Origin of the sequence: Poseidonocella sp. HB161398 (genome assembly GCF_005870025.1) — a bacterium.
GTDB lineage: Bacteria > Pseudomonadota > Alphaproteobacteria > Rhodobacterales > Rhodobacteraceae > Mangrovicoccus.
On record NZ_VATA01000038.1, the window covers coordinates 44169 to 70646 of the forward strand.

22 protein-coding genes and 1 pseudogene are annotated in these 26478 nt (G+C 69.5%); 18 read left to right on the forward strand and 5 right to left on the reverse strand.

Going from position 1 to position 26478, the window contains the following annotated elements; genetic code table 11:
• Positions 1-202 precede the first annotated feature (202 nt).
• Both FGX59_RS24115 and FGX59_RS24120 read left to right on the forward strand, forming a co-directional pair.
• Positions 203-1309 carry a rhamnan synthesis F family protein gene (locus tag FGX59_RS24115; protein WP_138469688.1) on the forward strand — a complete coding sequence of 369 codons (1107 nt, stop codon included), beginning with the start codon at positions 203-205 and terminating at the stop codon, positions 1307-1309.
• Between the two features lie 4 nt (positions 1310-1313).
• Positions 1314-2438: a rhamnan synthesis F family protein gene (locus FGX59_RS24120; RefSeq protein ID WP_138469689.1), complete on the forward strand. Its 1125-nt coding sequence runs from the start codon at positions 1314-1316 to the stop codon at positions 2436-2438.
• Between the two features lie 25 nt (positions 2439-2463).
• On the opposite strand, the gene FGX59_RS24125 is transcribed toward FGX59_RS24120, so the two are convergent.
• Positions 2464-4071: a peptide chain release factor 3 gene (locus tag FGX59_RS24125; protein ID WP_138469690.1), complete on the reverse strand. Its 1608-nt coding sequence runs from the start codon at positions 4069-4071 to the stop codon at positions 2464-2466.
• Between the two features lie 127 nt (positions 4072-4198).
• On the opposite strand from FGX59_RS24125, the gene FGX59_RS24130 reads away from it, so the two are divergent.
• Both FGX59_RS24130 and FGX59_RS24135 read left to right on the forward strand, forming a co-directional pair.
• Complete coding sequence (locus tag FGX59_RS24130; protein WP_138469691.1) at positions 4199-5107, forward strand: cation diffusion facilitator family transporter; 909 nt, start codon at positions 4199-4201, stop codon at positions 5105-5107.
• A gap of 59 nt (positions 5108-5166) precedes the next feature.
• A complete protein-coding gene (locus FGX59_RS24135; RefSeq protein ID WP_138469692.1) occupies positions 5167-5943 on the forward strand; it encodes an SDR family oxidoreductase in 777 nt (258 codons plus the stop codon).
• A gap of 1081 nt (positions 5944-7024) precedes the next feature.
• Here the strand turns inward: FGX59_RS24135 and FGX59_RS24140 are convergent.
• From FGX59_RS24140 to FGX59_RS37740, 3 genes are all read right to left on the reverse strand, one after another.
• Complete coding sequence (locus FGX59_RS24140) at positions 7025-8302, reverse strand: PAS domain-containing protein (protein ID WP_138469693.1); 1278 nt, start codon at positions 8300-8302, stop codon at positions 7025-7027.
• 83 nt (positions 8303-8385) lie between these two features.
• Complete coding sequence (locus FGX59_RS24145; RefSeq protein WP_138469694.1) at positions 8386-8721, reverse strand: hypothetical protein; 336 nt, start codon at positions 8719-8721, stop codon at positions 8386-8388.
• Between the two features lie 179 nt (positions 8722-8900).
• Positions 8901-10151 carry a hypothetical protein gene (locus tag FGX59_RS37740; protein ID WP_171060804.1) on the reverse strand — a complete coding sequence of 417 codons (1251 nt, stop codon included), beginning with the start codon at positions 10149-10151 and terminating at the stop codon, positions 8901-8903.
• A 470-nt stretch (positions 10152-10621) separates the two neighbouring features.
• On the opposite strand from FGX59_RS37740, the gene FGX59_RS24155 reads away from it, so the two are divergent.
• A complete protein-coding gene (locus tag FGX59_RS24155) occupies positions 10622-10810 on the forward strand; it encodes a hypothetical protein (RefSeq protein ID WP_138469695.1) in 189 nt (62 codons plus the stop codon).
• Positions 10811-10817: 7 nt separating this feature from the next.
• On the opposite strand, the gene guaD is transcribed toward FGX59_RS24155, so the two are convergent.
• Positions 10818-12116, reverse strand: a complete 1299-nt coding sequence (gene guaD / locus FGX59_RS24160; RefSeq protein WP_138469696.1) for a guanine deaminase — start codon at positions 12114-12116, stop codon at positions 10818-10820.
• A gap of 133 nt (positions 12117-12249) precedes the next feature.
• Between guaD and mgtE the strand changes: the two genes are divergently transcribed.
• The 13 genes and pseudogenes from mgtE to FGX59_RS24225 all read left to right on the forward strand — a co-directional run.
• Positions 12250-13683: a magnesium transporter gene (gene mgtE / locus FGX59_RS24165; protein WP_138469697.1), complete on the forward strand. Its 1434-nt coding sequence runs from the start codon at positions 12250-12252 to the stop codon at positions 13681-13683.
• Positions 13680-14246 carry a 5-formyltetrahydrofolate cyclo-ligase gene (locus FGX59_RS24170; protein ID WP_138469698.1) on the forward strand — a complete coding sequence of 189 codons (567 nt, stop codon included), beginning with the start codon at positions 13680-13682 and terminating at the stop codon, positions 14244-14246. Before mgtE ends, FGX59_RS24170 begins: the two co-directional genes overlap by 4 nt.
• Positions 14247-14333: 87 nt before the next feature.
• The gene (locus FGX59_RS24175) at positions 14334-15146 is read left to right on the forward strand and encodes a TIGR00282 family metallophosphoesterase (RefSeq protein WP_138469699.1); all 813 of its coding nucleotides are present in this window, start codon (positions 14334-14336) and stop codon (positions 15144-15146) included.
• Positions 15147-15258: 112 nt separating this feature from the next.
• Positions 15259-17037 carry an SLC13 family permease gene (locus FGX59_RS24180; protein WP_138469700.1) on the forward strand — a complete coding sequence of 593 codons (1779 nt, stop codon included), beginning with the start codon at positions 15259-15261 and terminating at the stop codon, positions 17035-17037.
• A gap of 97 nt (positions 17038-17134) precedes the next feature.
• Positions 17135-17875 carry a YebC/PmpR family DNA-binding transcriptional regulator gene (locus FGX59_RS24185; RefSeq protein WP_138469701.1) on the forward strand — a complete coding sequence of 247 codons (741 nt, stop codon included), beginning with the start codon at positions 17135-17137 and terminating at the stop codon, positions 17873-17875.
• A gap of 137 nt (positions 17876-18012) precedes the next feature.
• Positions 18013-20196, forward strand: coding sequence for a tetratricopeptide repeat protein (locus FGX59_RS24190; RefSeq protein WP_138469702.1), 2184 nt, complete (start codon positions 18013-18015; stop codon positions 20194-20196).
• 64 nt (positions 20197-20260) lie between these two features.
• Positions 20261-20632, forward strand: coding sequence for a VOC family protein (locus tag FGX59_RS37745; RefSeq protein ID WP_171060805.1), 372 nt, complete (start codon positions 20261-20263; stop codon positions 20630-20632).
• Entirely contained in the window at positions 20632-21315 is a 684-nt protein-coding gene (locus FGX59_RS24200) for a YafY family protein (protein ID WP_138469704.1), read from the forward strand. Before FGX59_RS37745 ends, FGX59_RS24200 begins: the two co-directional genes overlap by 1 nt.
• 543 nt (positions 21316-21858) lie before the next feature.
• Positions 21859-23988 carry a malate synthase G gene (locus FGX59_RS24205; RefSeq protein ID WP_138469705.1) on the forward strand — a complete coding sequence of 710 codons (2130 nt, stop codon included), beginning with the start codon at positions 21859-21861 and terminating at the stop codon, positions 23986-23988.
• A gap of 10 nt (positions 23989-23998) precedes the next feature.
• Positions 23999-24424 (forward strand): heme-binding protein, encoded by a 426-nt coding sequence (locus tag FGX59_RS24210; RefSeq protein WP_138469706.1) that lies wholly within the window; start codon positions 23999-24001, stop codon positions 24422-24424.
• A 193-nt stretch (positions 24425-24617) separates the two neighbouring features.
• A complete protein-coding gene (locus tag FGX59_RS24215) occupies positions 24618-25394 on the forward strand; it encodes a gamma-glutamyl-gamma-aminobutyrate hydrolase family protein (protein ID WP_138469707.1) in 777 nt (258 codons plus the stop codon).
• Positions 25395-25397: 3 nt separating this feature from the next.
• Entirely contained in the window at positions 25398-25856 is a 459-nt protein-coding gene (locus FGX59_RS24220) for an isoprenylcysteine carboxylmethyltransferase family protein (protein ID WP_138469708.1), read from the forward strand.
• A gap of 158 nt (positions 25857-26014) precedes the next feature.
• Positions 26015-26478 (forward strand): annotated as a pseudogene (locus FGX59_RS24225) (NAD(P)(+) transhydrogenase (Re/Si-specific) subunit alpha); the annotation flags it as partial.

The following is a 26478-nucleotide window of genomic DNA, read 5'->3' on the forward strand; positions in this document are numbered from 1 at the left end:
GGCGTCCCAGCATCAAGTGGTGCAACAAGGCACCCGGCAGCCGTCTAGCGGAAAGCAGTGTCGCCGTCAACTTTTTGGGGGAAAGGTCCCGGGATATGTGTCATTTTCCAGCGTTGCCGGGGGAAAAGGGGGCTGCTAGAAGCCTCGGATATTTTCCTGCCGGGGGAGCAGGCCGCGGTTTTCGAACCCGCTGAGAGGAAGAATGGGCGGACAATCCAAATTGATGCGCGAGCTGCGGCGGCTGCAGGGACAGGTGTCCGCGCCGCTGCGCAAGGCGAAGGCGCGGGCCCTGGCGGCATGGTGGCAGCGCGCCCGCGAAGACCGGCTCGACGTGCGGGAGGGCGCGCTGCCCTGGACCGGCCGGGCGGCGCTTTTCCTTCTCTACCAGCCGGGCGGCGTGGCCGCCTCCACCTACGAGACGCTCGCCGCGCTGCAGGCGGCGGGCTATGCGCCCCTGGTCGTCTGCAATGGCGGCGTGCCCGCGGAAGATGCCGGGCGGCTGGCCGGGATGGCCTGGCGGGTGATCCAGCGGCCCAATATCGGCTATGATTTCGGCGGCTACCGCGACGGGCTCTGGTACCTGGGCAAGACCGCGCCCGAGCCCGGGGCGCTGCTGATCCTGAATGACACGGTCTGGCTGCCCGCTACCGGTCAGCGCGACACGCTGGCGGATCTGGCGGGCCTCGGGGCGGATTACGCGGTCCTGTCGAATTTCATGTACCGCCCGCGCAGCCGCCGCAGCGACGCGCTGGTGCGGCAGGTCTACGGCTCGTCCTTCGGCATGCTGCTGAGCCCCGCGGTGCTGCGCCATCCGGGATTCGCCGCCTTCTGGGACGGGCTGCCGCTCTATGCCGAGAAGGCCAAGGTGGTGGAGCTGGGCGAGGTCGGCTTCAGCCGCGCCATGGCGGCGGCGGGCTTCGCGCCGCGGGCGCTGATGGACTGGCAGGAGACCCGCGACCGCGTCGCGGCGCTCGACCGGGCCGGGCTGGCGCAGTTCCTGCGCGACCTTCCGGTCCTGAATACCCGCATCCGCGACAGCCATGCCGCGCTGGTCGCCCGTTTCGGCGACAGGACCGAGCCGCTGGAGCCGCTGCGCGACGCGGCGCTGGAGCTGCTCTACGACCTGAACCCCTGGGATTCGCTGGCGGTGAACGGGCTGGCATCGGGCCAGGTCGACTTCGTCAAGAAGGCCAATATCAAGCATCCGCCGAACGCGGTGAAGTTCCTTGCGATGTGCGATTCGCGCGGCGTGGCGCTCCGGCCCTGCGTGCGCAGCGAGATCGAAGCCCTGGCAGCACGGAAAGCGTAGGCGCATGCGGTGGCAGGACAAGCTGAAGCGGGAGACGCGCCGGATCGTCGTGCAGGTCACCAACCTGCGCATCCATGCGGCGGACATGCTGCGCGGGGCCGTCGGCGGCCTGATGGCGCCGCTGAGCACGCAGGTCCGCGCAGGGCAGATCGTGCCGGGGCGCTCGGTCGCTATCTTCGTGATCTACCCGGTTCCCGCCCTGGCGGAGAGCGCGCTCCTGACGCTGCGCCATCTCGCGGAGGAGGGCTTCGCCCCCCTGGTGGTGGCGAATGCGCCGCTTTCAGAGGACGAGGTCGCGCGGCTGCTGCCCCATTGCTGGCAGCTCGTGATCCGGCGCAACCTAGGCTATGATTTCGGCGGCTACCACGAGGGGGTGGCGCGGATCCGCAAGAGCGGTCTCGCGCCCGAAGAGGTGCTCTTCATCAATGACAGCATCTGGTTCCCGGCGCGGCAGGGCACTGACCTGCTGGCGCGGATGCGGGCGGTGGAGGCCGATCATGTCGGCGTGACCGACGGGTTCTATGCCGGGAAGAAGCCGCCGAAATACCGCCGCAAGCGGCATGTCACCTCCTATCTCTTCCTGGTCCGCGGCCGGCTCTTCAACGCGCCTGCCTTCCAGCGGTTCTGGTCGCGCTACATCCTCTGCTCGCGCAAGCAGACGGTGATCTTCCGCGGCGAGATCGGGCTGTCGCTGGCCATCGCCAAGGCCGGCTTCCAGAGCGAGGTGCTGCTGTCGAAGGCCGATGCCGCCGCGTATATCAAGGGGCTGGGCCCGGCAGAGCAGCGTGTCCTGCTGGAGCATCTGATCGTCGGCGCCCCGAAGATAGTGCCCGCTTGGCGCGGATTCTGCGAACGCCACCGCAGCCGCCCGGAGGAGGTGACGGACGCGGAAATCGAGGGGATGCTGCTCGAGGTGCTGGACCGGACCAGCTCCAGCGACTGCCTGATCCTGCCCTTCCTGACCGTGCTGGACCTGCCGATCCTGAAGAAGAGCGTGCTCCGGCAGGACCGGGCGCGGGCGCGCGAATGCATCGCGGACATGGATGCGGCGGGGGTGGTGCTCGACCCGCAGGTGCGGACCGAGCTGGTTGCGCTCGCCAACGAGCCGGAACCCGAGAGGGAGACGTAGAGGGAGACGGCCTGGCGGCCGGCTCTCAGACCATCATTTCCTTGGTGGCCGACAGGGTCAGCTCGGGATAGTCGCGCTCGATCCGGTCGATGTCCCATTGCAGCCGCGTCAGGTAGACCATGTCGCCGTCATTGTCGGCGGCCATGTGGCCCTTGTTGGTGTCGACGAACTTGTCGAGCTTGTCCTTCGGCCCCGTGACCCAGCGGGCCGAGGTGAATTGCGACGGCTCGAAGCGCACCGGCAGGCCGTATTCCAGCTCGATCCGGCTCGCCAGAACCTCGAATTGCAGCGCGCCGACGACGCCGACGATGAAGCCCGAGCCGATCATCGGCTTGAAGACCTTGGCCGCGCCTTCCTCGGCGAACTGCATCAGCGCCTTTTCCAGGTGCTTGGTCTTCATCGGATCGCCCGAGCGCACGCCCTGCAGCAGCTCCGGCGCGAAGCTCGGGATGCCGGTGACGCGCAGCGCCTCGCCCTCGGTCAGCGTGTCGCCGATCCGCAGCTGCCCGTGGTTCGGGATGCCGATGATGTCGCCCGCCCAGGCCTCTTCGGCCAGCTCGCGGTCGGAGGCGAGGAACAGCACCGGGTTCGACACCGCCATCGGCTTCTTGGTGCGCACATGGGTCAGCTTCATGCCGCGGGTGAAATGGCCCGAGGCCAGCCGCAGGAAGGCGACGCGGTCGCGGTGCTTGGGGTCCATGTTGGCCTGGACCTTGAAGACGAAGCCCGCGACCTTCTTCTCCTCGGGGGCGATCTGGCGCGGCTCGGCCGATTGCGGCTGCGGCTCGGGGCCGTAGTCGCCGATCCCGTCCATCAGCTCCTTCACCCCGAAGGAATTGATCGCGGAGCCGAACCAGATCGGCGTCATCGTGCCGTCCATCACCGCCTGCGGGTCGAGCGCGGGCAGCAGCTCGCGCGCCATCTCGATCCCCTCGCGCAGCTGCGCCAGCAGCTCCGCCGGGACGTGTTCGGCAAGCTTGGGATCGTCGAGCCCCTCGATCTTGACGCTTTCGGCGACCTTGTTGCGGTCGGCGCGGTCCATCAGCTCCAGCCGGTCGCGCAGAAGGTCGTAGCAGCCGAGGAAGTCGCGCCCCATGCCGATCGGCCAGCTCGCCGGCGTCACGTCGATCGCCAGGTTCTCCTGGATCTCGTCGATGATCTCGAAGACGTCGCGGCTCTCGCGGTCCATCTTGTTGCAGAAGGTCAGGATCGGCAGGTCGCGCAGGCGGCAGACCTCGAAAAGCTTCTGCGTCTGGCTCTCCACGCCCTTGGCGCCGTCGATCACCATCACCGCCGCATCCACCGCGGTCAGCGTGCGGTAGGTGTCCTCGGAGAAGTCCGAGTGGCCGGGCGTGTCGACCAGGTTGAAGCGGTACTGTCCGTAGTCGAAGGACATGGCCGAGGCCGAGACCGAGATCCCGCGGTCCTGCTCCATCTTCATGAAGTCCGAGCGCGTCCGGCGCGCCTCGCCCTTGGCGCGGACCTGTCCGGCCATCTGGATGGCGCCGCCGTAGAGAAGGAACTTCTCTGTCAGCGTCGTCTTGCCCGCATCCGGGTGCGAGATGATGGCAAAGGTGCGGCGCCGCGCGATCTCGGGCGGCAGCGAGGGGGAGTTATGGGATCGGTCCAGCATGGGCGGCATATAGCCGGGGCCGGGCAGGCGCGCAATTCTTCACGCAAGTTCGGAACGATTCTCAGGAAAGGGTTTTTTCCGCGGGAAAATGGTCCTAGGGGGAGCGCCCGCACCACGGAGACCTGCCATGCCGCCGCACGAACCCTATCCCGCCGCGCTCCTGCGCCAGGCCATGCTGTCGATCGCCGTCGCCATTGCGGTGCTGTCCTTGAAGCTGGTGGCCTGGCGGATGACGGGGTCGGTCGCGCTGTATTCGGATGCGCTCGAATCGATCGTGAACGTGGTGACGGCGATCACCGCGCTGCTGGCGATGACCTATGCGCGGCGCCCGGCGGACGACAACCACCCCTATGGCCACCAGAAGGTGGAGTATCTCTCGGCGGTGCTCGAGGGCGCGCTCATCATGGTCGCGGCGGCGATGATCCTGATGGATGCCTCGCGGGCGCTGATGAACCCGGTCCCGGCCGATCTGGGCCCGGCGGCGATCGCGATCAGCCTGGCGGCGACGGCGCTGAACTGGGGCTGGGCGCGGCACCTGATCCGCCGCGGGCGCCAGGCGCGCTCGCCCGCGCTCGAGGCGGACGGCCATCACCTGATGTCGGACGTGGTCACGACCGGCGGCGTGCTGCTCGGGCTGGGGCTGGCCTGGGCCACGGGCTGGCACGTGCTCGACCCGCTCCTGGCGCTGGCCGTGGGTCTGCATATCGTCTGGCAGGGCTGGGCGGTGATCCGCGGCTCGCTGGCGGGGCTGCTCGACGAGGCGGTCGAGGAAGGGGAGCAGGCGGCGATCGTCGCGGCGATCTCGGGCGCGGCCCATGGCGCGCTGGAGATGCACGACCTGGTGACCCGCCGCTCGGGCCCGGTGACCTTCATCGAGTTCCACCTGATCATGCCGGGCGACATGACCGTGCGCGACAGCCACGTGATCTGCGACCGGGTGGAGAAGGCGCTGCGCCTGCATGACCGCGGCGCGCGGATCACCATCCATGTCGAGCCCGAGGAGATGGCCAAGCCCGAGGGCCACGCGCTCGGCTGAGCCATTGTCCTGCGCCCGCGCCGCCGCTAGGGTCGCCGCGAAACAGGAAAGGACGGCTCATGGACCTTGGACTCACAGGGAAAAAGGCGCTGGTCTGCGCTTCGTCGAAAGGCCTTGGCAAGGGCTGCGCGGCGGCGCTGGCCGCCGAGGGCGTGGAGCTGGTGCTGAACGCGCGCGGCGCCGAGGCGCTGGAGGCGACGGCGGCGGAGCTGCGCGCGCTCGGCGTCGCGGTGACGGCGGTCGCGGCCGACATCACCACCGAGGCGGGCCAGGCGAAGGTGCTCGAGGCGGCCGGGCCGGTCGACATTCTCGTCACCAATGCGGGCGGCCCGCCCCCGGGGCTCTGGAAGGACTGGGGCCGCGAGGATTTCATCAAGGCGCTCGACGCGAACATGCTGGCGCCGATCGCGCTGATGACCGCGCTGCTGCCGGGGATGTGCGATCGCGGCTGGGGGCGGGTGGTCAATATCACCAGCCAGTCGGTCAAGGCGCCGATCCCGCAGCTCGGCCTGTCGAATTCGGCGCGCACCGGCCTGACCGGCTATGTCGCGGGCACCTCGCGCCAGGTGGCGGAATTCGGCGTGACGATCAACAACCTCCTTCCGGGCATCCACGCCACGGACCGCGCGGTCAGCCTTGATGGCGGCGTGGTCGCGAAGGAGGGGATCACGATGGAAGAGGCCCGCGCCCGGCGCGAGGCGACGATCCCGGCGCGCCGCTACGGCACGGCGGAGGAATTCGGCAAGGCCTGCGCCTTCCTCTGCTCGGTCCATGCGGGCTTCATCGTCGGGCAGAACATCCTGCTCGACGGCGGCGGCACGAATTTCACCATCTGATCTCCGGCAGGGCGGCGCCGCGCGCGCCGCTCTGCACTTGCCCCTGTCGACGCGCGCGCCATCACGGCCGGCCCCGGTCCGTTCGTGCGGCGTCTGGCAGCGCAGCCTCCGGCCATGTCCCATTCCCACCGGGGCGTCCGCGTCGTCCTCGGCAATGTCCGTCGGACGGCGCTTGGCGAGGGGTCCGATCCGGGTGATTGGTCCCTGCCTGCGATCGTCGTTTCCGCGGGGCGGGTCCGGCGGTGACCGGATCGCCCTGCCTGACGTCAGCTCCGCGCTTTCGGTCCCGGCCCCCTCCGAGCGGAGGCGACTTGTGCCGCGGCCACCGGTCAGGTCCCGCCGCCAAGGACACGGTCCGCATCATCCCTGGCAATCTCTGTAGACGCGCGCCGGGCAGGGACTCTTTTCCGGGTGCGGGGGGGAATTCCGCGCGGCGGTTCTGGTGGCGGTGCGATCATTCAGCCAGCCCAGAGGTCCCTTTTCCGAACCCGGCCCGGTCTTGCGGAGGTCTGGCGGAGAGACATCCGGCACGGTCGTGGTGCCAAGAACCCAGTCCGTGCTGTCCTCGGCAATGTACGGAACCGTGCTCTGCGAGGGCAACGGTCGAGATGATCGGCCGCCCGCCTGCCACAGCGATCTCCGCGCGGCGGGTCTGGCCTTGGCCGGGTCACTGTGCCAGCCCGGCGGTCTGCGCTGTCTGTCCCGGTCCGATCCGGTCGTCATCTGGACTAGCAGCTTGCGGCGAAGTCCCGGCGCCAAAGGCTCCGCCCGCGCTGGTCCTGGCAATGTCTACGGAACTGCGCTCTGCGAGGGTAACGGTCCAGATGATCGGCTGCCCGCCTGCCACAGCGATCTCCGCGCGGCGGGTCTGGCTTTGACCGCGGGATTCATTCAGGCCGGCGGCTTGCGCTGTCTGTCCCGGTCCGATCCGGTCGTCATCTGGACTAGCAGCTTGCGGCGAAGTCCCGGGGCCAAGGGTTCCGCCCGCGCTGGTCCCGGCAGGGACTACCGGAAAGCGCTTCGCTATGGCGGTCCGGATGATCGGCGCCGGGCTGCCGCGGCGGGTCCGGCGATGGCCGGATCACTCGGCGGCGGTGGCCTCGGGCGGCGGGGCGGAGTTGCGGCGGCTGGAGCGGTTCAGAAGCGCCGTCGTCCGCTCGATGATGTTGTCGTTGAGAGAGTCGATATGCTTCATCCGCCGCTCCACGTCCTCGTGGAAGGCGTCGAGCTTGTTGATGATGTCGTGAAAGCCTCCATCGTCATCGGACAGCCAGCCGGTCTCGATCCGGCAGGTGACACGGGTCACGTCGAGCCCGCTGATGAAGCGGCGCATCCGGCGGCTGTCGTCGATGAAGCGCTCGGACTGCTCCAGGATCCGCCCGACCGTGTTGCGGGCCATGTCGCCGCAGCGCTGCATATGCGCGCTGAGCAGGGCCATCTCGCGCTTGTGGTCGATCGGCGCGCCGCTATCGGCCTCGCCCTCGAAGGTGCGGGTCATTTCCCGCTGCAGCCGCGCGCTGCCCATCATGAAAAGGCCGAGGCTGATCTCGTCGAGGACCCGCTGGCCGAAATCGGTGAAGCGCGAGGCGAAGGCCAGGGCCTCCCGCGCGAGGTTGCTGTAATTGGCGGAAATCACGCTGACCGGGCCGCCCGAGGCCTCGCAGCGCGAGGCCTGCAGCCGCAGATTGACCGGGATCTGCTCGATCCGGCGGAAATCGGCATAGAGCGCGTTGGCTTCCTTGAAGATGTCGCCGACGGCGCGGGACATGGCGTCGAAGGCCTCCAGCCGGTCGTCGACCGGCTTGCCCTGGATGCGGTCGCGCGACATCAGCTCGGCGGTCAGGCCGGCGGCCATGAAGGCGACATAGTCGGGATAGCCCAGCTCCTTGACGCCGGAGAGCAGCTCCTGCCCGCTGAGTTCCGGGGTGAAATCACCGGGCGCGTCGAGTTCGCGGGCGCGCAGGCGGCGGTAGAATTCCTGCACGGTCTCGAACATCTTGCTGGACGGCTTCAGCCGGACCGAGAGATAGCCGCCGGTGATCGGCATGACCACGGCGAAGACCCAGTAGTAGCCGCCCGCCTTGGTGCGGTTCTTGACATAGGCGCCGACCGGTTCGCCGCGTTTCAGCCGGTCCCAGAGCAGCCAGAACACCGCCTTGGGCATGTCGGGATGGCGGACGATCTTGTGCGGCGCGCCCAGGAGCTCGTCATAGGTGAAGCCGCTGATCCGCTCGAAGACGGCATTGCCCGAGGCGATCACCCCGCGCCCGTCAGTGCGCGAGAAGAAGAGCTCCGAGATATGGAACTCCGTGCCGCGGCCGGGCACCGGCCCGCTCCGCTTAGCCTTGTCGTCTGCCATAAGGGCGTCTCCGCGCAATCAAGAACGTGGCACAGTCGTGGCACGGTTCTGGTTTCGAATCCCTTACGGCTTCCGGGGCGCCGTCAGAGGCGCAGGTCGGTCGCGGGGCCCAGATCCTCGGCGGCGGCGGCGCTGATCGCGGCGAAGAGCTCGCGGATATGGTCGAAGCCCTGCTCGATCATCTCGATGCGGTCGATCTCGACCCCGCGCGGCGTCGGGTCGGGATGCAGCACGCGCTCGTCGTAGAATGCGGCCAGGCAGCTTGCCATCAGGTCGTTATAGGCCGGCAGGCCCGGCGCGTCATGGTCCCGCGCGGGGGCGGGACGGGATACCAGGGGGTCGGCTTCGGCCGCAGGGCCGGGCTCCGGCCGCGCGGGCGCCAGGGCGGCCGCGGCGGACAGGGGGGCAAAGGTGATCACCGGAAAAGTCTCCGCTCATTTTCCTCTAATTTGAGGAAACTGCCCCTCAATTGTGGCGGAATTGGGGCAGAGCGGCGGGATTGGTAGGAATTGATTAATACTTGCGGCGCTGGATGACATGTCCGGCGCGCGGAGCCGCCGGGCCGGGCCCGGCGGAACGCGGTCAGGGCCGGGGGGCCTCAGTCCTCGCAGTCATAGCCGAAGATCGCCTTGCCGGCGGCCACGCCCTCGACCGCCACGGCGCAGCCGTCGCCGAGTGCCAGCCGACCGCCCTCGGCCAGGGTTTGCAGCCCGTCGACGCCGCTGACCGAGAATCGCACGCTGCGCCCGTCGCGGCCCACCGAGGAGAGGAAGACCCGCGCCTTGCCGTCGCCCAGCGACACCGCGCTGCCCGGGCCGATCGCCTCGGCCACGTCCAGCTCGTCGCCGCAGGCGGCGCTAATGCTGGCATGGCCGCGGTCGACCCCGTCGAGCCGCACGCCGCAGAGCTGGTCCCCGGCGGAGAGGAGCGCGGTGCGTCCGGCCCCGAGCTGCTTCATCTCGCCGTTGATCGACAGCCGCGCGCGCGGCGGCCAGTCCTCCACGCGGGAGACGAAGACGCGGATCGCGCCGTCCTTCAGCACGGCGGTATGGCCCGGCGGCAGGCCCTCGGCCTCCGGCAGGTCGTCGCCGCAGGCGCCGCTGAGCTGCGCCGTCCCGGCGGAGACGCCGTCCAGCGTCACCATGCAGTACTCGTTCCCGGCCATGGTCAGCATCGTTTCCCCGACCGGCAGCGAGACCAGCTCGCCCTGGACGGAGAGCCGCGCGGCCTGGTCGTCCTCGGAGACGCGCGAGACGAAGACGCGCAGCGCGCCGTCGGCGAGCATCGCGGTGCTGCCGGGCGTGTTCCCGGGACCGGCCTGCGGGGGCGGGGCGGCGGCGCTGTCCTGCGGCGCGGGGGCCTCGGGCCGGGCGGGGGGCGCGGCGGGGCCGGTTCGGTTCGCCAGCGCGCCGCGGAGCTGGTCGAGCTGGCCCTGCAGCGCGGAGACCTGCGACGCCGCCGCCTTGCTGACAGCGTCGCCCAGCGTGCTGGCCACGCCGTCGATCTGCGAGCGCAGCGTCTCCAGATCCGAGGCGGAGCGGTCCATCAGGCTCTGCGCCGTGGTCTCGAGCCCGGAGAACTTCTCCTGCAGCGCCGCGACCGAACTGCCCAGATCGCCCATCTGCGGCTCCACCGCGCTGCTGAGCGCGGCGAAGCGCTCGTCGACCGAGGCCTGCAGCGCGTCGAGCCGCTCGGCCATCGGGTCGGGGGCCGCGCGGTCCTCGGCCAGCTTCTCGCTGACGATCTCGGCGATCTCCTCGCGGTCGGGGCCCGAAGGGGCGATCATCGAGCCGACCAGAATGCCGACCACGCCGGCCACGGCTGCTGCTATGGGTGCTTTGCTATCCAAATATCCGTCCTCCCTGCGCGCCGCGGGGCGCCGGTCCTCCTCCGGCCCCGCCGCGGCGTCTTCCAAATGGATTCCACGGCTGCGAGCCTAGCATTGCCGGCCCCTGCGTCACCCGGATTTTTTCGAGACTTTCGGATCGGCCAAGCGCGCGGCGCGGCCGCGGAGGCGGCAGGGACATGCGATTCGCGCCAGGGGCGGGCAGGGGGTCCGGACGCCGCGGCGCGGCGCCGCCAGGGCGGGCGCGGGCGTGTCCGGCGCTAACGGAATACCGCCGTATGCGGTATATTTCTTCGCGATCTGAACAAAATCGCGGCGAAAGTCTAAACTATGGTCGTAAATAATGGGCGAAACTGCTAGCGCCATCGCGCAACATTATGCTAGCAAATGCGGACCGCGCGGAACGAAATTGCCGGCGACGAGTTAACAAAGCGGTTCGGAAAACACCGGGCCCTGAGATTAGGGGTAACGACATGCTGACGAGAGAAGATCTTGAAGCCTTCATCGAAGATGGAGAAGCCGACTTCCTGAAGTCCCGCCCGGTGGAAACCGCAGCGGAACCCGTCACGCGCCGCCGTTCCTCCTTCGTCGCCCAGATGGCCCAGGCCCAGATGGCGATGATGGAATCCTGGCAGCGCAGCATGCTGCCGCGCCGCTTCTGATTGCGGCTCAGCCCGCGCCGCGCGGCGCGGGCGCGCCCTCCAGGTAGACCGCGGCCACGGCCCGGTCGTCGCCCATCATGATGGTGGGGAAGAGGGCCTCCCAGATCGTTTCCGCCTCGTCGACGCGCTGGCGGATCGCCGGGGTCGAGGCGAGGTCGAGCACGACCATGTCGGCCTCCTTGCCCGCTTCCAGATTTCCGATCCTGTCCTGCAGATGCATGGCGCGCGCCGACCCGGCCGTGGCCAGCCACAGGAGCTGCGCCGGATGCAGCGGCGTGCCCGAGAGCTGGCCGACCTCGTAGGCGGCGGCCATGGTGCGCAGCATCGAGAAGCTCGACCCGCCGCCGGTATCCGTGGCCAGCCCGACCGGCTGGCCCGCCACCGCATGCTGGCGCGTCGGGAACAGCCCCGAGCCGATGAAGGTGTTCGAGGTCGGGCAGTGGATCAGCGCCGCGCCGGTCTCGGCCAGCCGGGCGATCTCGCGCGCCTCGAGCCAGATCGCATGGCCGTAGAGCGCCCGCTCGCCCAGCAGGCCGAAGCGCTCGTAGGTGTCGAGATAGTCGCGCGCCTCCGGATAGAGGCCGCGCACCCAGTCGATCTCGTCGGTCTGCTCGCTCAGATGGGTCTGCATCAGGCAGCCGGGATTCTCCGCCCAGAGCGCGCCGAGCGCCTCGAGCTGCCCGGGCGTCGAGGTCGGCGAGAAGCGCGGGGTGATGACATAGCCGGCCCGCCCCTTGCCGTGCCATTTCTCCAAGAGCGCCTTCGACTGGTCATAGGCGAGGGCCGGGCTGTCGCGCAGCCCGTCGGGGGCGTTGCGGTCCATGCAGGTCTTGCCCGCCGCGATCCGCATGCCGCGCCGCTCGGCCGCGCCGAAGAGGGCGTCGACGCTTTCGGGATGGATCGTGCAGTAGGAGCAGACCGTCGTCGTCCCGTTGGCCAGCACGATGTCGAGATAGCGCCCGGCGATCTCCGCGGCATAGTCCGGATCGGCGAAGCGCATCTCCTCGGGGAAGGTGTAGTCGTTCAGCCAGTCGATCAGCCGCTTGCCCCAGCTCGCGATCATCGCGGTCTGCGGATAGTGCACATGGCTGTCGACGAAGCCCGCCAGGATCAGCCCGTCGCCGTGATCGGTGACCTGCGCCTGCGGATGGGCGGCGCGCAGCGCGTCGGCGGGACCGACGGCGGCGATCCTGCCGTCCTCGACCAGCACGGCGCCGCGGCGCTCGTGCCGCACGGCCTCGTCATGGGGCACCGCGAAGGGATCGGCGGTGAAGCTCAGGGTCTGGCCAAGGATCAGTCGGGACATCGTCTACTCGCATCGGTTCGCGCCAATGTTGCCCCGTGCGCCGCGGCGGGGAAAGGGCAAATGCAACCCGTCCCTTGCGCGCCGCCCGGCGATGCCTATGGTGCCCGCGTCATCCGCGCAGCTAGGGGGCCCCATGACCGAGCCAGACCGCAATCCCGAGACCCCCGAGACCGAGGACCCTGCCGCCGCCGAGGCGGAGAGCGGCCACGAGATCGACGAGGACAGCCATAGCGAGGGCGAGCGGCGGTTTGGCAAGATCCAGGCGGCGCTGGCCGAGGAGGATGTCGCCCGGCTGAACGAAGTGCTCGACCCGATGCACTCGGCCGACATCGCCGACCTTCTGGAACAGGTCAGCGGCCCCGAGCGCCAGCAGATCCTGGCGCTGGTGCCCGAGCAGATCGACGGCGAGGTGCTTTCCGAGCTCGACGAGAACATCCGCGAGGAGGTGATCGAGACCCTGGCGCCCGAGGCCCTGGCCGAGGCAGTGCGCGATCTCGACACCGACGACGTGGTCGACCTGGTCGAATTCCTCGAGGGAGACCGCCAGGAGGCGATCCTCGACGCGCTCGACGCCTCCGACCGGGTCGCGGTGCAGATGGCGCTGACCTATCCGGAATACTCCGCCGGCCGCCTGATGCAGCGCGAATTCGTCGTCGCGCCGGGCGACTGGACGGTCGGCCATGCGATCGACTTCCTGCGCACCGCCGAGGAGCTGCCCGAGCAGTTCTACCATGTCATCCTGGTCGATCCGGCGATGCGCCCGAACGCCTATGTCACGCTCGGCCGGCTGCTGGCCTCGAAGCGCGACGTTCGGCTGAGCGACATCACCGAGGAGACCTTCCGCACTATCGCGGTCGACCTGCCCGAGAAGGACGTCGCCTATGCCTTCAACCAGTACCACCTGATCTCGGCCCCGGTGGTCGACGATTCCGGGCGGCTGGTGGGCGTCATCACCATCGACGACGCGATGATCGTGCTGGAAGAAGAGGCCGAGGAGGACATCCTGCGCCTCGCCGGCGTCTCGGACGAAAGCTCGATCTCCGACGGGGTGGTGGACACGGTGAAGTCGCGGCTGCCCTGGCTGGTGGTCAACCTCGCGACGGCGATCGTCGCCTCGATGGTGATCTCGGTCTTCGAGGACTCGCTGGCCGAACTGGTCGCGCTGGCCGTGCTGATGCCGATCATCGCCTCGATGGGCGGCAATGCCGGGACCCAGTCGCTGACCGTCGCGGTGCGGGCGCTGGCGACCAAGGACCTCACGCGCTCGAACCTGATGCGGGTGATCCGCCGGGAGGGCGCGGTCGGCCTTGTCCACGGCCTGGCCTTCGCCGTCATCATGGGCGCGATCGAGATCGTCTGGTTCGGCAATCTCGCGCTGGCCGGCGTGATCGCCATGGCGATGGTCATCAACCTCTTCATCGCCGGGCTCTCGGGCATCCTCGTCCCGGTCACGCTGGAGCGGCTGAAGCTCGACCCGGCGCTGGCCTCGGGGACCTTCGTGACCACCGTGACCGACGTGGTCGGCTTCTTCGCCTTCCTCGGCCTTGCGACGCTGGTGCTGCTGTGACCGGGCTGGCGGAGCAGAAGGCGGCGATCCGCGCCGAGGCGAAGGCGCGCCGCGCGGCGGCCCATGGCGCGGTCGATCCCGCGCCCGCGCTGGCGGCGCTGGCCGCCGTGCTGGCCGATTATGCCGGGAAGACCGTCGCGGGCTATTCGCCGATCGGCACCGAGATCGACCCGCTGCCCGCGCTGATGCCGCTGGCAGCGAGCCACCGGCTGTGCCTGCCGGTCACCCATGGGCGCGAGCATCCGCTCAGCTTCCATCTCTGGTCGCCCGGCGTTGCGCTGTCGGCGGCGGGCTTCGGCACGTCGGCGCCGGTCGAGGCGCCCGAGGCGGTGCCCGATCTGCTGGTCGTGCCGATGCTGGCCTTCGACCGGCAGGGCGGGCGGATGGGCTATGGCGCGGGGCATTACGACCGCACGCTCGACCGGCTGCGCGCCCGGGGGCCGGTGCGCGCCTACGGCTTCGCCTATGCCGCGCAGGAATTCGACGCGCTGCCGCAGGAGCCGACCGACCAGCCGCTCGACGGGATTGTTACCGAGAACGGGCTGATCCGCACCGGCGGCTGAGCCCGCGTCCCGCGGGGCCGGGCAAATCCGCCGGCGGGCGGCGCGCGCGCCCTTGCCCCGGCGCCCCGGCGGGACTAGGCAGGCGGCATGAGAATTCTGTTTCTAGGCGATGTAATGGGCCGGGCGGGGCGCGATGCCGTGATCTCCCGCCTTCCGCGGCTGCGCGAGGCGTGGCAGCTCGATTTCGTGGTGGTCAATGGCGAGAACGCGACGTCGGGCCACGGGCTCTCGGCCGACCATGCGCGCGACCTGCTGGCGGCGGGGGCGGATTGCATCACGCTGGGCGACCACGCGTTCGACCAGCGCGACATGCTCTCCTTCATCGACAGCGAGCCGCGCATCGTCCGTCCGCTGAACTTCGCCAAGGCGGCGCCCGGCAAGGGCGCGCGGGTCTTCGAGACCGCCGACGGCCGCCGCGTCCTGGTGGCGCAGGTGCTGGGCCAGGTCTTCATGAAGCGGCCCTTCGACGATCCGTTCTCGGCGATCGAGCCGATCCTGAAGAACTATCCCCGCGGCGGGCAGGTCCATGCCATGCTTGTCGACATGCATTGCGAGGCCACCTCCGAGAAGATGGCGATGGGCCATTGGTGCGACGGCCGCGCCTCGATCGTGGTGGGCACCCATACCCATGTGCCGACCGCCGATGCGATGATCCTCCATGGCGGCACCGCCTACCAGTCGGATGCCGGCATGTGCGGCGACTACAATTCGGTGATCGGCATGGACAAGGACGAGCCGCTGCGCCGCTTCATCACGGGCATGCCCAAGGGCCGCTTCACCCCCGCCTCGGGCGAGGCGACGCTGTCGGGGCTCTTCGTGGAAACCGACGATGCCAGCGGCCGCGCGATCCGCGTGGAAATGGTGCGCCAGGGCGGGAAACTGGCCCCGGCGGCGCCCTGAGCGGGGCCGGTCGTGCCAGAGCGCCGCATGCCCCGCGTCGCATTTGTCCCTTGTGGCGTGCGGGCGCATGAACCAATCTGTGCGGGCGAAGAAAAGTTAGGTGCCTGTCCGGATGCTTGGGTATGAGTGGATTCCGATAAGCCAGCCGGTCGCGGCGCTTGTCGTGGTCATTGGTATGTTCGTCCTGTTCATGACGGAGCGCTATCCGGCGGAAGTGACCGCCCTTATCGGCGTTTCGCTCATGCTGATCCTGGGCATCCTGCCCTACGAGAAAGCGGTCTCGGTGCTGTCGAACCCGGCACCCTGGACCATTGCGGCGATGTTCATCGTCATGGGGGCGCTGGTCAGGACCGGCGCGCTCGACTGGTTCATCCAGCGGATCGACCGCTTCGCCAAGGGGCGGCCGGGGCTCGCCGTGGCGGTGCTGCTCCTGTTCGTGGCGGCGGCCTCGGCGGTGGTGTCGAACACGCCGGTCGTGGTGGTGATGATCCCGGTCTTCATCCAGCTCTCGCGCTCGCTCGGGGTCTCGCCGTCGAAGATACTGATCCCGCTCAGCTATGCGGCGATCCTCGGCGGCACGGTGACGCTGATCGGCACCTCGACCAACCTGCTGGTCGACGGCGTCGCGCGCGCCCAGGGGCAGGAGCCGTTCGGCATCTTCGAAGTCACCCCGGTCGGCCTCCTGGTCGTGCTCTGGGGGCTCATCTACCTCTATCTCTTCGGGCGGCACCTGCTGCCCAACCGCGACAGCATGGCGACCATGCTCTCGGGGCGCTCGAAGATGAAGTTCTTCACCGAGGTCGCCGTGCCCGAGGACAGCTCGCTGGTCGGCAAGCCGGCCCTCGAAGTGCCGCTCTTCAAGCGCGAGGGCGTGCGGCTGATCGACGTGCTCAGGGGCGACGCCTCGCTGCGCCGCGACCTGTCCTCCGTCGTGCTCGAGGCCGGCGACCGCGTCGTCCTGCGCACCGAGATGGAAGAGCTGCTGGGCTTCCAGCAGAACAAGGACCTGCGGCTCGTCGACAAGCTCTCCTCGGTGCAGACCGCCATTGTCGAGGTGCTGATCACCCCGGGGGCCAAGCTCGTCGGCCGCTCGCTGCGCAGCCTGCGCCTGCGCCGCCGCTACGGGGTCTATCCGCTCGCGGTGCACCGCTCGAACCAGAATGTCGGCCGCCAGCTCGACGATATCGTGGTGCGCGTCGGCGACACGCTGCTGCTCGAGGGCGCGCCCGAGGACATCCGCCGCCTGGCGCAGGACATGGAGCTGGTCGATGTCAGCTCGCCCACCGCGCGGGCCTACCGCCGCCAGCATGCGCCGATCGCCATTGCCACCCTGGCCGGGATCGTGCTGCTCGCGGGCTTCGGCGTGGCGCCGATCCTGCTGCTGTCGGTGCTCGCCGTCGCGCTGGTGCTGGTGACGCGCTGCATCGATGCCGACGAGGCCTATTCCTTCGTCGACGGGCGGCTGCTGTCGCTGATCTTCTCGATGCTCGCGGTCGGCGCGGCGCTAGAAAGCTCCGGCGCAGTGCAGCTGATCGTTGAGGGGATCGCGCCGCTCCTGGCGAAGATGCCGCCCTTCTTCATCGTCTACTCGATCTACCTGCTGACCTCGGTCCTGACCGAGATGGTGTCGAACAACGCCGTCGCGGTGGTGGTGACGCCGATCGCGATCGGCCTTGCGCAGGCGCTCGGGGTCGATCCGCGCTCGCTCGTGGTGGCGGTGATGATCGCGGCTTCGGCCAGCTTCGCCACGCCGATCGGCTACCAGACGAACACCATGGTGCTGGGTCCGGGCGGCTACCGCTTCCGCGATTTCGTCAAGGTGGGCGTGCCGCTCAACCTGACCATGGGGCTCCTGGCCTCGGCGGCGATCCCGATCTTCTTCCCGCTCTGAAACGCCCCGGGCGAGAGGCTTGCGGGGCGGGATTGCCCAAGCATGGCATGTTGCTGTAGATACGCGCCGATACAGACAGATTGAATGGAGAGGACCCATGGCAGGCCACTCAAAATGGGCCAACATCCAGCACCGCAAAGGTCGGCAGGACGCGGCGCGCTCTAAGCTTTTCTCGAAGCTTTCCAAGGAGATCACCGTCGCCGCCAAGATGGGCGACCCCGATCCCGAGAAGAACCCGCGCCTGCGCCTGGCCGTCAAGGAGGCCAAGGGGCAGTCGATGCCCAAGGACAATATCGACCGCGCGATCAAGAAGGCGACCGGCGGCGATGCGGAGAACTACGACGAGATCCGCTACGAGGGCTACGGCCCGAACGGCGTGGCGATCATCGTCGAGGCGATGACCGACAACCGCAACCGCACCGCGTCGAATGTCCGCTCCACCTTCTCGAAGAACGGCGGCAACCTCGGCGAGACCGGCTCGGTCAGCTTCATGTTCGACCGCAAGGGCGAGATCGTCTACCTGGCCGCGGCCGGGGATGCCGACACGATCATGGAAGCGGCGATCGAGGCGGGCGCGGAGGATGTGGAATCCGACGAGGAGACCCACACGATCTACTGCGCGGACACCGATCTGGGCGAAGTCTCCACGGCGCTGGAAGCGGCCCTGGGCGAGTCTGAATCGGCCAAGCTGATCTGGAAGCCGCAGACCACGACCGAGCTCGGCCTCGAGGATGCGCAGAAGCTGATGAAGCTGATCGACGCGCTGGAAGACGATGACGACGTCCAGAACGTGACCGCGAATTTCGAGGTCTCCGACGAGGTCATGGCCGCGCTCTGATCCGCGCCGCCGTAAATCGCGAATGACTGGCGAGCCGCCCCCGCAAAAGGGGCGGCTTTTCCATGCCTGCCAGCCCCTTGCCCGGGGACGCGACTCGGCTGACCTGAGACCGTTGCGGGTAGCGGAGCGGTTGGGCCATGGCGGGCTTGTTTGCGGCATTGGGGCTTCTGGGGCAGGCGGCCGGGGCGCTGTCGGATGCCAGGACCCTGTCAGACGGGCTGGCCGGGGCGAAGGGCTGGCTCTCGCCCGGGGATGCCGCCCGCCGCGGCGTGGCCGAGGCCGCTCGGCTCCACCGCTATCCGGTCGGCCGCCAGGCAGAGCTCCGGCGGCTGCGCGAGGCGCTGGGGCATGGCGGCCGTGTCGCCGTGCTCTCGGGCATGGGCGGGATCGGCAAGTCGACCCTGGCCAGGATGCATGTCGCCGCCCATGGGCATGGCTATGGCGAGGTCGCCTGGCTGAATGCCGGGGATGCCGAGAGCCTGGCGAACGGGCTGGCGGCCAAGGGCGCGCGGATCAAGGGCTTTGCCACCCCGCCCGGCGCGCCGGTGATGCAGGCCCGCGCCGTGCTCGAGGCGCTGCCCGCGGGCTGGCTGCTGGTCTATGACAACGCTCCGGATCTGGCGGCGATCCGCGATCTGATGCCGCCGCTCGGACGCGCCGATGTGCTGATCACCTCGCGCGACCGCAAATGGGGCCGCTTCGCGCAGATCGAGCCGCCTGTGCTGGAGACCGGCAGCCTCTATGCCGACGGGGTGCGCCTGCTGATCCAGGAGGCGATGACCGAGGAGGACTGGGCCGCGCTGCCCGACCTGCCCGATCCCGATGTCCGGCTGACCCTGCTGGCCGAGATGGTCGGCCGCTCGGACCGGGCGGAGGAGGCCGTGTCGCTGGCCCGCGCGCTCGGCGGGCTGCCGCTGGGGCTGGTGATCGCCGGGGCGCTGATCCGCGAGGAGGGCGGCACGTTCGGCGACTGGGAGGCGCGGATCGACGAGATCATGACCGAGGCGGAGGCGGCGGATTTCCCCTCCTCGATCCGCGCCGCCGTGCAGCTCAGCTACGCCGGCCTCGGCCGCGACGCGCAGGCGGTGGCCGATGTCTTCGCCTGGTGCGCCGCCGAGGGGCTGGGCCCGGAGCTGTTCCTCGATGTCCCCGCCTGCACGCTGGAGGAGCGCGAGGCCTTCTGGGAGGCGCTCGGCCCCGATCTGCAGGCGCTCTGCAGCGATCCGGGGCGGCTGCATTCGGCGCTGCGCGAGCTGGCGCGCCGCTCGCTGGTCTCCCGCTCGGGGGAGGGCTGCGACATGCACCGGCTGGCCGGCCATGCGCTGCGCCTGCTGCAGGGGCAGCGCCAGGCAGAGCAGGCCGGACGCACGGCCGCGATGCTGGCCAGCAGCTATCCCTTCGACAGCGACTGGCCGCAGGAATGGCCGGCCTGCGCGGCGCTGACGCCGCATGTGCTGGCGCTGCGTCGCGCGGCGGGGAAGGCCGTGCCGGGACTTCCCGCGGTCGACCATCTCTACATCCAGTCGGCGATCTACCTGCATGTCACCGCCTTCCACGAGGATGCGATCGACCTGGCGCAGGAGGCGCTGCGGCTGCGGCGCGACCGCCTTCCGGAGAGCCATTCCGATCTGGCGCTCGCCTATTCCATGCTGGGCGCGACCTGCAGCATCGCCGGGAAGGGGGCGCAGGCGGTGGAGGCGCTGCGCGAGGCGGCGCGGCTCTGCGAGACCCATGGCCATGGCGCGCTGGAGCTGGCGACGGTGCTGAACAACCTCGCGCTGGCGCTGCGCTCCCGCTGCATGGCGGCGCGCGAGCGGGGCCGGCCGCGCCCGTCGGAGCCGGAGGATCTCGGCGAGGCGGCGGAAGCGCTACGCCGCGCGCTGGAACTGCGCCAGGCGGAGTCGGGGCCGCGCAGCGCGGGGGCGGCGCAATGCCTGCTGAACCTCGCGCTGGTTCGGAACATGCAGGGCGCGCGGGCGGAGGCGATCGCCCATGCCCGCGAGGCGCTGGAGATCGAGCGGGCGCTCCGTCCCGAGGGCGGGGCCGCTCTGGGCTATGCGCTGCACAATCTCGGCGGCTTCCTCCTCGAGGCGGGAGAGGCCGCAGAGGCGGCGGAGCTGCTGGCCGAGGCCTTCGCTTTGCGCCGCCGGAGCTATCCCGAGGGGCATCCGCTGCTGGCCTCGACCGCCGACTGGGTCTGCGCCGCGCATCTGGTCCGGGGCGAGGCGCAGGCGGCGGAGGCGGCGGCGGCGGAATTCGGTCTCGACCTCGCGGAGCGGCAACGCTTTGCCAAAGGCCTGCCGCGCCCTGACGGATGCTGACAGAACGCTGTCAGGAGGGCTATGGGAGAAGGGTCCCGTCAACACGAACGGGAAAGGACATTCCATGAGCTTCATGCCGAAGAACTTCAACGTCTGGGCCGAGATTCCGGTGCGCGACCTCGATGCCGCCATCGCCTTCTACCAGGCTGCCACCGGCGGCGCGCTGGCGATGATGGAAATGGGCGCAGAGCGCGTCGCCGCCTTCGTCACCGACGGGCGCGGCGTCTCGGCCAACCTCTTTGTCGGCGAACCGGGCCAGGCCGGCAGCGGGCCGGTGATCTTCCTCGCCGCCGAGGGCGCGATCGAGGCCGCCGCCAAGCGCGCCGAGGCCGCGGGCGGCCGCGTGCTGGGCGCGCCGGTCGCCATCCCGCCGGGCCGCTACATCTATGTCGCCGATCCCGACGGCAACCGCATCGGCCTGTTCGAGCCCGCCTGATGCGCCGCGCCGACCGCCTCTTCCGCATCGTCGACGAGCTCAGGGGCGGCCGGCGCACCACCGCACGGCTGCTGGCCGAGCGGCTGGAAGTGTCCGAACGGACGATCTACCGCGACATTGCCGACCTGCAGGGCTCGGGCGTGCCGGTCGAGGGCGAGGCGGGCTACGGCTATGTCATGGCCGAGGGCTACCACCTGCCGCCCTTGATGTTCACCGAGGCCGAGATCACCGCGCTGGTCGCGGGCGCACGGCTGATCCGCGCCTGGGGCGGGGCGGAGATGGCGGCGGGCGCGGAGGACGCGCTGCGCAAGATCTCCGCCGTCCTGCCGGCGCCGGTCCGCGCCCGGGCCGAGGCCGTCGCCGTCCATTCCGTCGCCCCCGAGATGACGCCCGAGCTCGCCATGCGGCTCGACCGGATCGAGCGCGCGGTGCAGGCCCGCCAGCGCCTGGAATTCGCCTATGCCGACGGGGCGGGGGCGGCGACCGAGCGCGTCGTCCGCCCGCTCGGGCTGTGGTTCTGGGGCAAGGTCTGGACGCTGGTCGCCTGGTGCGAGCTGCGCGGCGATTTCCGCGTCTTCCGGCTCGACCGGATCGACGGGATGGCCGAGGCCGGGCCGTTCCGCGAGGAGCGCGGCCAGAGCCTGTCGGAGTTCTTCTCCTCCGGCCGCTACCGGCGCAGCTGAGGCCGATGGCGGGGCCGGGCGTCCCGGCGGTTCTGGCGATGCTGGCCGGGCTGCTGGCGCAGAACCTGGCAGAATGGCGGGGCGGCGGGCCACTGCCCCCGGCCCGGCCTGGCCGGGCCCGCCGCCTGCCGGTCGCGCCATGCGCCGGCGGTCGCTCCTGCCGTTCTCCTCTGCCTCGGCGCCGTGGCCACGGGCACTGCCTGGCCGGTCCGGGCGCTTGCCGCCGCGCTCCTCGCCAATGCCCTGTTGCAGGCGGGCCTGTCGCTGGCATCGCGGCGCTGGCTGCCCGGCACCGGCGCGGGGCTCCTGCTGATGGCGCCGCCCGCGCTCTGGGTGCTTTTCGCCACCGGGGGCAGGGCGGCTGGCTGCCGCTTGCGGCCGGACCGCTCGCCGCGACGCCGCTGTTGGCGGCTCTCGGTGCCCTGCGACGCGCGGTTTCCACATCGCGGAAAAGCTTTTCCTCTCCCGTGGAAAGGTTTGCCCTTGCCATGTCACAGACTTGCGCAAGCCTTAGGGCACGAGTCGACGGAACAGGAGGCGGTCATGGATCGTGTGGTGAAAAGCGGGTTGCAGGTCGACCCCGAACTGGCAAGCTTCATCGAGACGGAGGCGCTTCCGGGCGCGGGCGTCACGGCGCATGTCTTCTGGGACGCGCTGGCGAAGCTGGTGAACGAACTCGGCCCGAAGAACAGGGCGCTTCTGGAGAAGCGCGAGTCCATCCAGGCGCAGATCGACGCGTGGCACAAGGCGCGCAAGGGCCAGCCGCATGACGCCGCCGCCTACGAGGCCTTCCTGCGCGAGATCGGCTACCTGGTCCCCGAAGGCGAGGATTTCACCATCGAGACCGCCAAGACCGACCCCGAGATCGCCTCGGTGCCCGGTCCGCAGCTGGTGGTGCCGATCATGAATGCGCGCTATGCGCTCAACGCCGCGAATGCCCGCTGGGGCAGCCTCTATGACGCGCTCTACGGCACCGACGCGATGGGCTCGACGCCCCCCGCGGGCGGGTTCGACGCTGCGCGCGGCGCCGAGGTGGTGGCCTGGGCGAAGGCGCATCTCGACAAGGTCGCGCCGCTGGCCGAGGGCTCCTGGGCCACGGTGGAAAAGCTGCATGTCGCGGGCACGCATCTGGTCCCGGGCCTGAAGGACCCGGCGCATTTCGCGGGCTATACCGGCGACATGGCCTCGCCGAAATCGGTGATCCTCGCGGTCAACGGCCTGCATATCCGCGTCGTGATCGATCCCGAGAGCCCGATCGGCAAGACCGATCCGGCGGGCATTTCCGACGTGATCCTCGAAGCCGCGGTGTCGACCATCATGGATTGCGAGGACTCCGTCGCCGCGGTCGACGGGCCGGACAAGACGCTGGCCTACCGCAACTGGCTGGGGCTGATGAAGGGCGACCTGACCGAGGAAGTCTCGAAGGGCGGCAAGAGCTTCACCCGGGCGCTGGCGCATGACATCAGCTACACCACCGCCAATGGCGAGGCGAAGATCCTCAAGGGCCGCTCGCTGATGCTGGTGCGCAACGTGGGCCATCTGATGACCACGCCGGCCGTGCTGGACGCGGATGGCAACGAGATCGGCGAGGGGCTGCTCGACGCGCTCTGCACCACGCTGATCGCCATGCACGACCTGGCGCGCGAGGGCGGCAACTCGCTCCACGGCTCGGTCTACGTGGTCAAGCCGAAGATGCACGGCCCCGAGGAAGTCGCCTTCGCCGTCGAGATCTTCGACATGGTGGAAACGGCGCTCGGGCTGCCGAAGAACACCGTCAAGCTCGGCATCATGGACGAGGAGCGCCGCACCTCGGTCAATCTCAAGGAATGCATCCGCGCCGCGAAGTCCCGCGTGGCCTTCATCAATACCGGCTTCCTCGACCGCACCGGCGACGAGATCCACACCTCGATGGAAGCCGGGCCGATGATCCCCAAGGGGCAGATGAAATCGCAGCCCTGGATCACCTCCTACGAGGACCGCAATGTCGATATCGGCCTGGCCTGCGGGCTGAAGGGCAAGGCGCAGATCGGCAAGGGCATGTGGGCCATGCCCGACCTGATGGCCGGGATGCTGGAGGCCAAGATCGGCCATCCGAAATCCGGCGCGACCTGCGCCTGGGTGCCGTCGCCGACGGCGGCGACGCTGCATGCCACGCATTACCACGAAGTCGACGTCTTCGCCCGCCAGGACGAGATCGCCGCGGGCGGCGCGCGCGGCACGCTGGCCGACCTGCTGACCATCCCGGTCATGGAGGGCATGAACCTCTCCGACGAGGAAGTGACGGTCGAGATCGAGAACAACGCCCAGGGCATCCTCGGCTATGTCGTGCGCTGGGTCGACCAGGGCGTCGGCTGCTCCAAGGTGCCGGACTACCATGATGTCGGCCTGATGGAGGACCGCGCGACCTGCCGGATCTCGTCGCAGGCGCTGGCCAACTGGCTGCATCACGGCGTGATCGGCGAGGCGCAGACCATGGACGCGATGAAGCGCATGGCCGAGAAGGTCGACGCGCAGAATGCGGGCGATCCGGCCTATATCCCGATGGCGCCGTCCTTCGACACGATCGCCTTCAAGGCGGCCTGCGACCTCGTGTTCAAGGGCCGGGTGCAGCCTTCGGGCTACACCGAGCCGGTGCTCCATGCCCGCCGGCTGGAACTGAAAGCTGCAAGCTGAGGATAGACCCATGACTGCAATCACTCTCGACCAGGCCCGCACGATCATCGCCAAGGCGCTCGAGAAGGGCGCCGAGATGGAGCTGAAGCCGCTCTCGGTCGTCGTGCTCGATGCCGGCGGCAACGTGCAGGCCTTCGAGCGCCAGGACGGCGCCGCGCCGGGCCGTTTCGCGATCGCCCATGGCAAGGCCTATGGCGCGGTGATGCTGGGCATGCCCGGCTCCGCCCAGATGGCCCGCGCCGAGGCCCAGGCCTATTTCATGTCGGCCGTGAACGGCGTCTTCGGCGGCGCGGTCGTGCCGGTGCCGGGCGGCGTGCTGGTCGAGGCCGACGGCAAGGTGATCGGCGCGGTCGGCGTCACCGGCGACACCTCCGACAACGATGCCGAGGCCGCTCTGGCCGGCGTCGCGGCAGCCGGGCTGACCGGCCGGGCCTGAATGTTCCGGGAAGGGAAGGGAAAGGCCGCGGTTGTCCGCGGCCTTTCTGCATTCAGCGGATGTTATTCCTTCAAAGGCAGATTTTCGGCACATTTTTTCGGCTTGCGCAGAGGGCACGGGACCTGTGCGCGCCTGCACCCTCGACGCGGCCCGGAAGGGAGGCTATCTCGGGAGGCAGGAAAGAGAGGGTGACATGTCGCGTCCAGTCGTCGGTATCATCGGGAACAGCCATCTGATCAACGACCAGTATCCGGCCCATGCCGGGGGGACGCATAATTCCCTTGCCGTTTCGCAGATTTCCGGGGCGATGCCGCTGCTGATCCCGGCCGATCCGCGGCTGGTTTCGGTGCCCGAGCTGCTCGATGCCTGCGACGGGTTCCTCTTCACCGGCGGCCGTCCGAATGTCCATCCAGAGGAATACGGCGAGGAGGCGACCGAGGCGCATGGCGATTTCGACCGCGCCCGCGACGCGATCGCGCTGCCGCTGATCCGCGCCTGCGTCGAGCGCGGCCAGCCGGTCTTCGGCATCTGCCGCGGTTTCCAGGAGGTGAATGTCGCGATGGGCGGCACGCTTCATCCGGAAATCCGCGACCTGCCGGGCCGGATGAACCACCGCATGCCCCCCAATGGCACGATGGAAGAGAAGTTCGAGCTGCGCCATTATGTCGATTTCACCCAGGGCGGGCCGTTCCACCGGCTGATGGGCGCGCCGCGGGTGATGACCAACACGCTGCACGGGCAGGGGATCAAGGCGCCGGGGCCGCGCGTCGTCGTCGACGGCCGGGCCGAGGATTCGACGCCCGAGGCGATCTATGTCCGCGACGCGCCGGGCTTCACCATGTCGGTGCAATGGCATCCGGAATGGAATGCCGGCAATGACCCGGTCTCCCGCCCGCTCTTCGAGGCCTTCGGCTGCGCCGTGCGCGACTGGGCCATGGCGCGCGGCCGGCTGCCGCAGAAATCCGCCTGAACCATGGCGCGGCTGCGCGACTGGGTCGACATTCCGCCGGTCTGGCTGGCGGGCTGCCTCTGCCTGGCGTGGTCCCAGTCCCGGCTGCTGCCCTGGCCCGCGCCGGGCGGTCCGGCGGTGCAGCTTCTGGCCGGGCTGCTGGTCGGCGGCGGCGCGATCCTCGCCGTCCTGGCCATCGACGAGATGCGGCGCCAGAAGACCACCGTGATCCCGCACCGCGCCCCCGCGGCCCTGGTCCAGAGCGGCATCTTCCGCCGATCGCGCAATCCGGTCTATCTGGGCGACCTGCTGATCCTCGCGGGCTTCTGCCTCTTCTGGGGGGCCTGGCTGGCGCTGCCGCTGGTGCCGCTGCTCTTCTGGATCCTCACGGACCGCTTCGTCCTTCCCGAGGAGGCGCGGCTCTCCGAGACCTTCGGCCGGGCTTTCGAGGCCTATTGCGCTCGTACCCGCCGCTGGATCTGACAGGTTTCCGCCTTCCGCAGGGCCGCGCCGGAGGTCGCAGGGCGAAACCTGTGCCCGCGACCATGGCAGCCCTGTGAGGCGGCTGCTCCGCGTGGTAGCGAAAGCGTGATCGTCCGCGCGAGCCCGCGGGCAGGGACATCCACGACGGGAGACGTGCATTGAGACTTGGATTTTTGGTTGAGGTATCGCCCGGGGAGCGGCGTGTTGCGCTTGTTCCCGCGACGGTGGCGCAGCATGTGAAGCTGGGGCATTCCTGCGTGATCGAAACCGGGGCCGGGGCGAAGGCGGGGTTTCCGGACGCGGCCTATGAAGAGGCCGGGGCAGAGGTTGTGGCGGATGCCGCGGCCGTCTTCGCGGCGGCCGATGTCATCGCCAAGGTGCAGCCGCCGACGGAGGCGGAGATCGCGATGCTGGAGCCGCGGCACACGCTGATCTCGTTCTTCTGGCCCGCGCAGAACACCGAGCTGCTGGAGAAGGCGAAGGCGACCGGCGCGACCGTCGTGGCGATGGACATGGTGCCGCGGATCTCCCGCGCGCAGAAGATGGACGCGCTGAGCTCGATGGCGAATATCGCGGGCTACCGCGCGGTGATCGAGGCGGGCGCCAATTTCGGCCGGTTCTT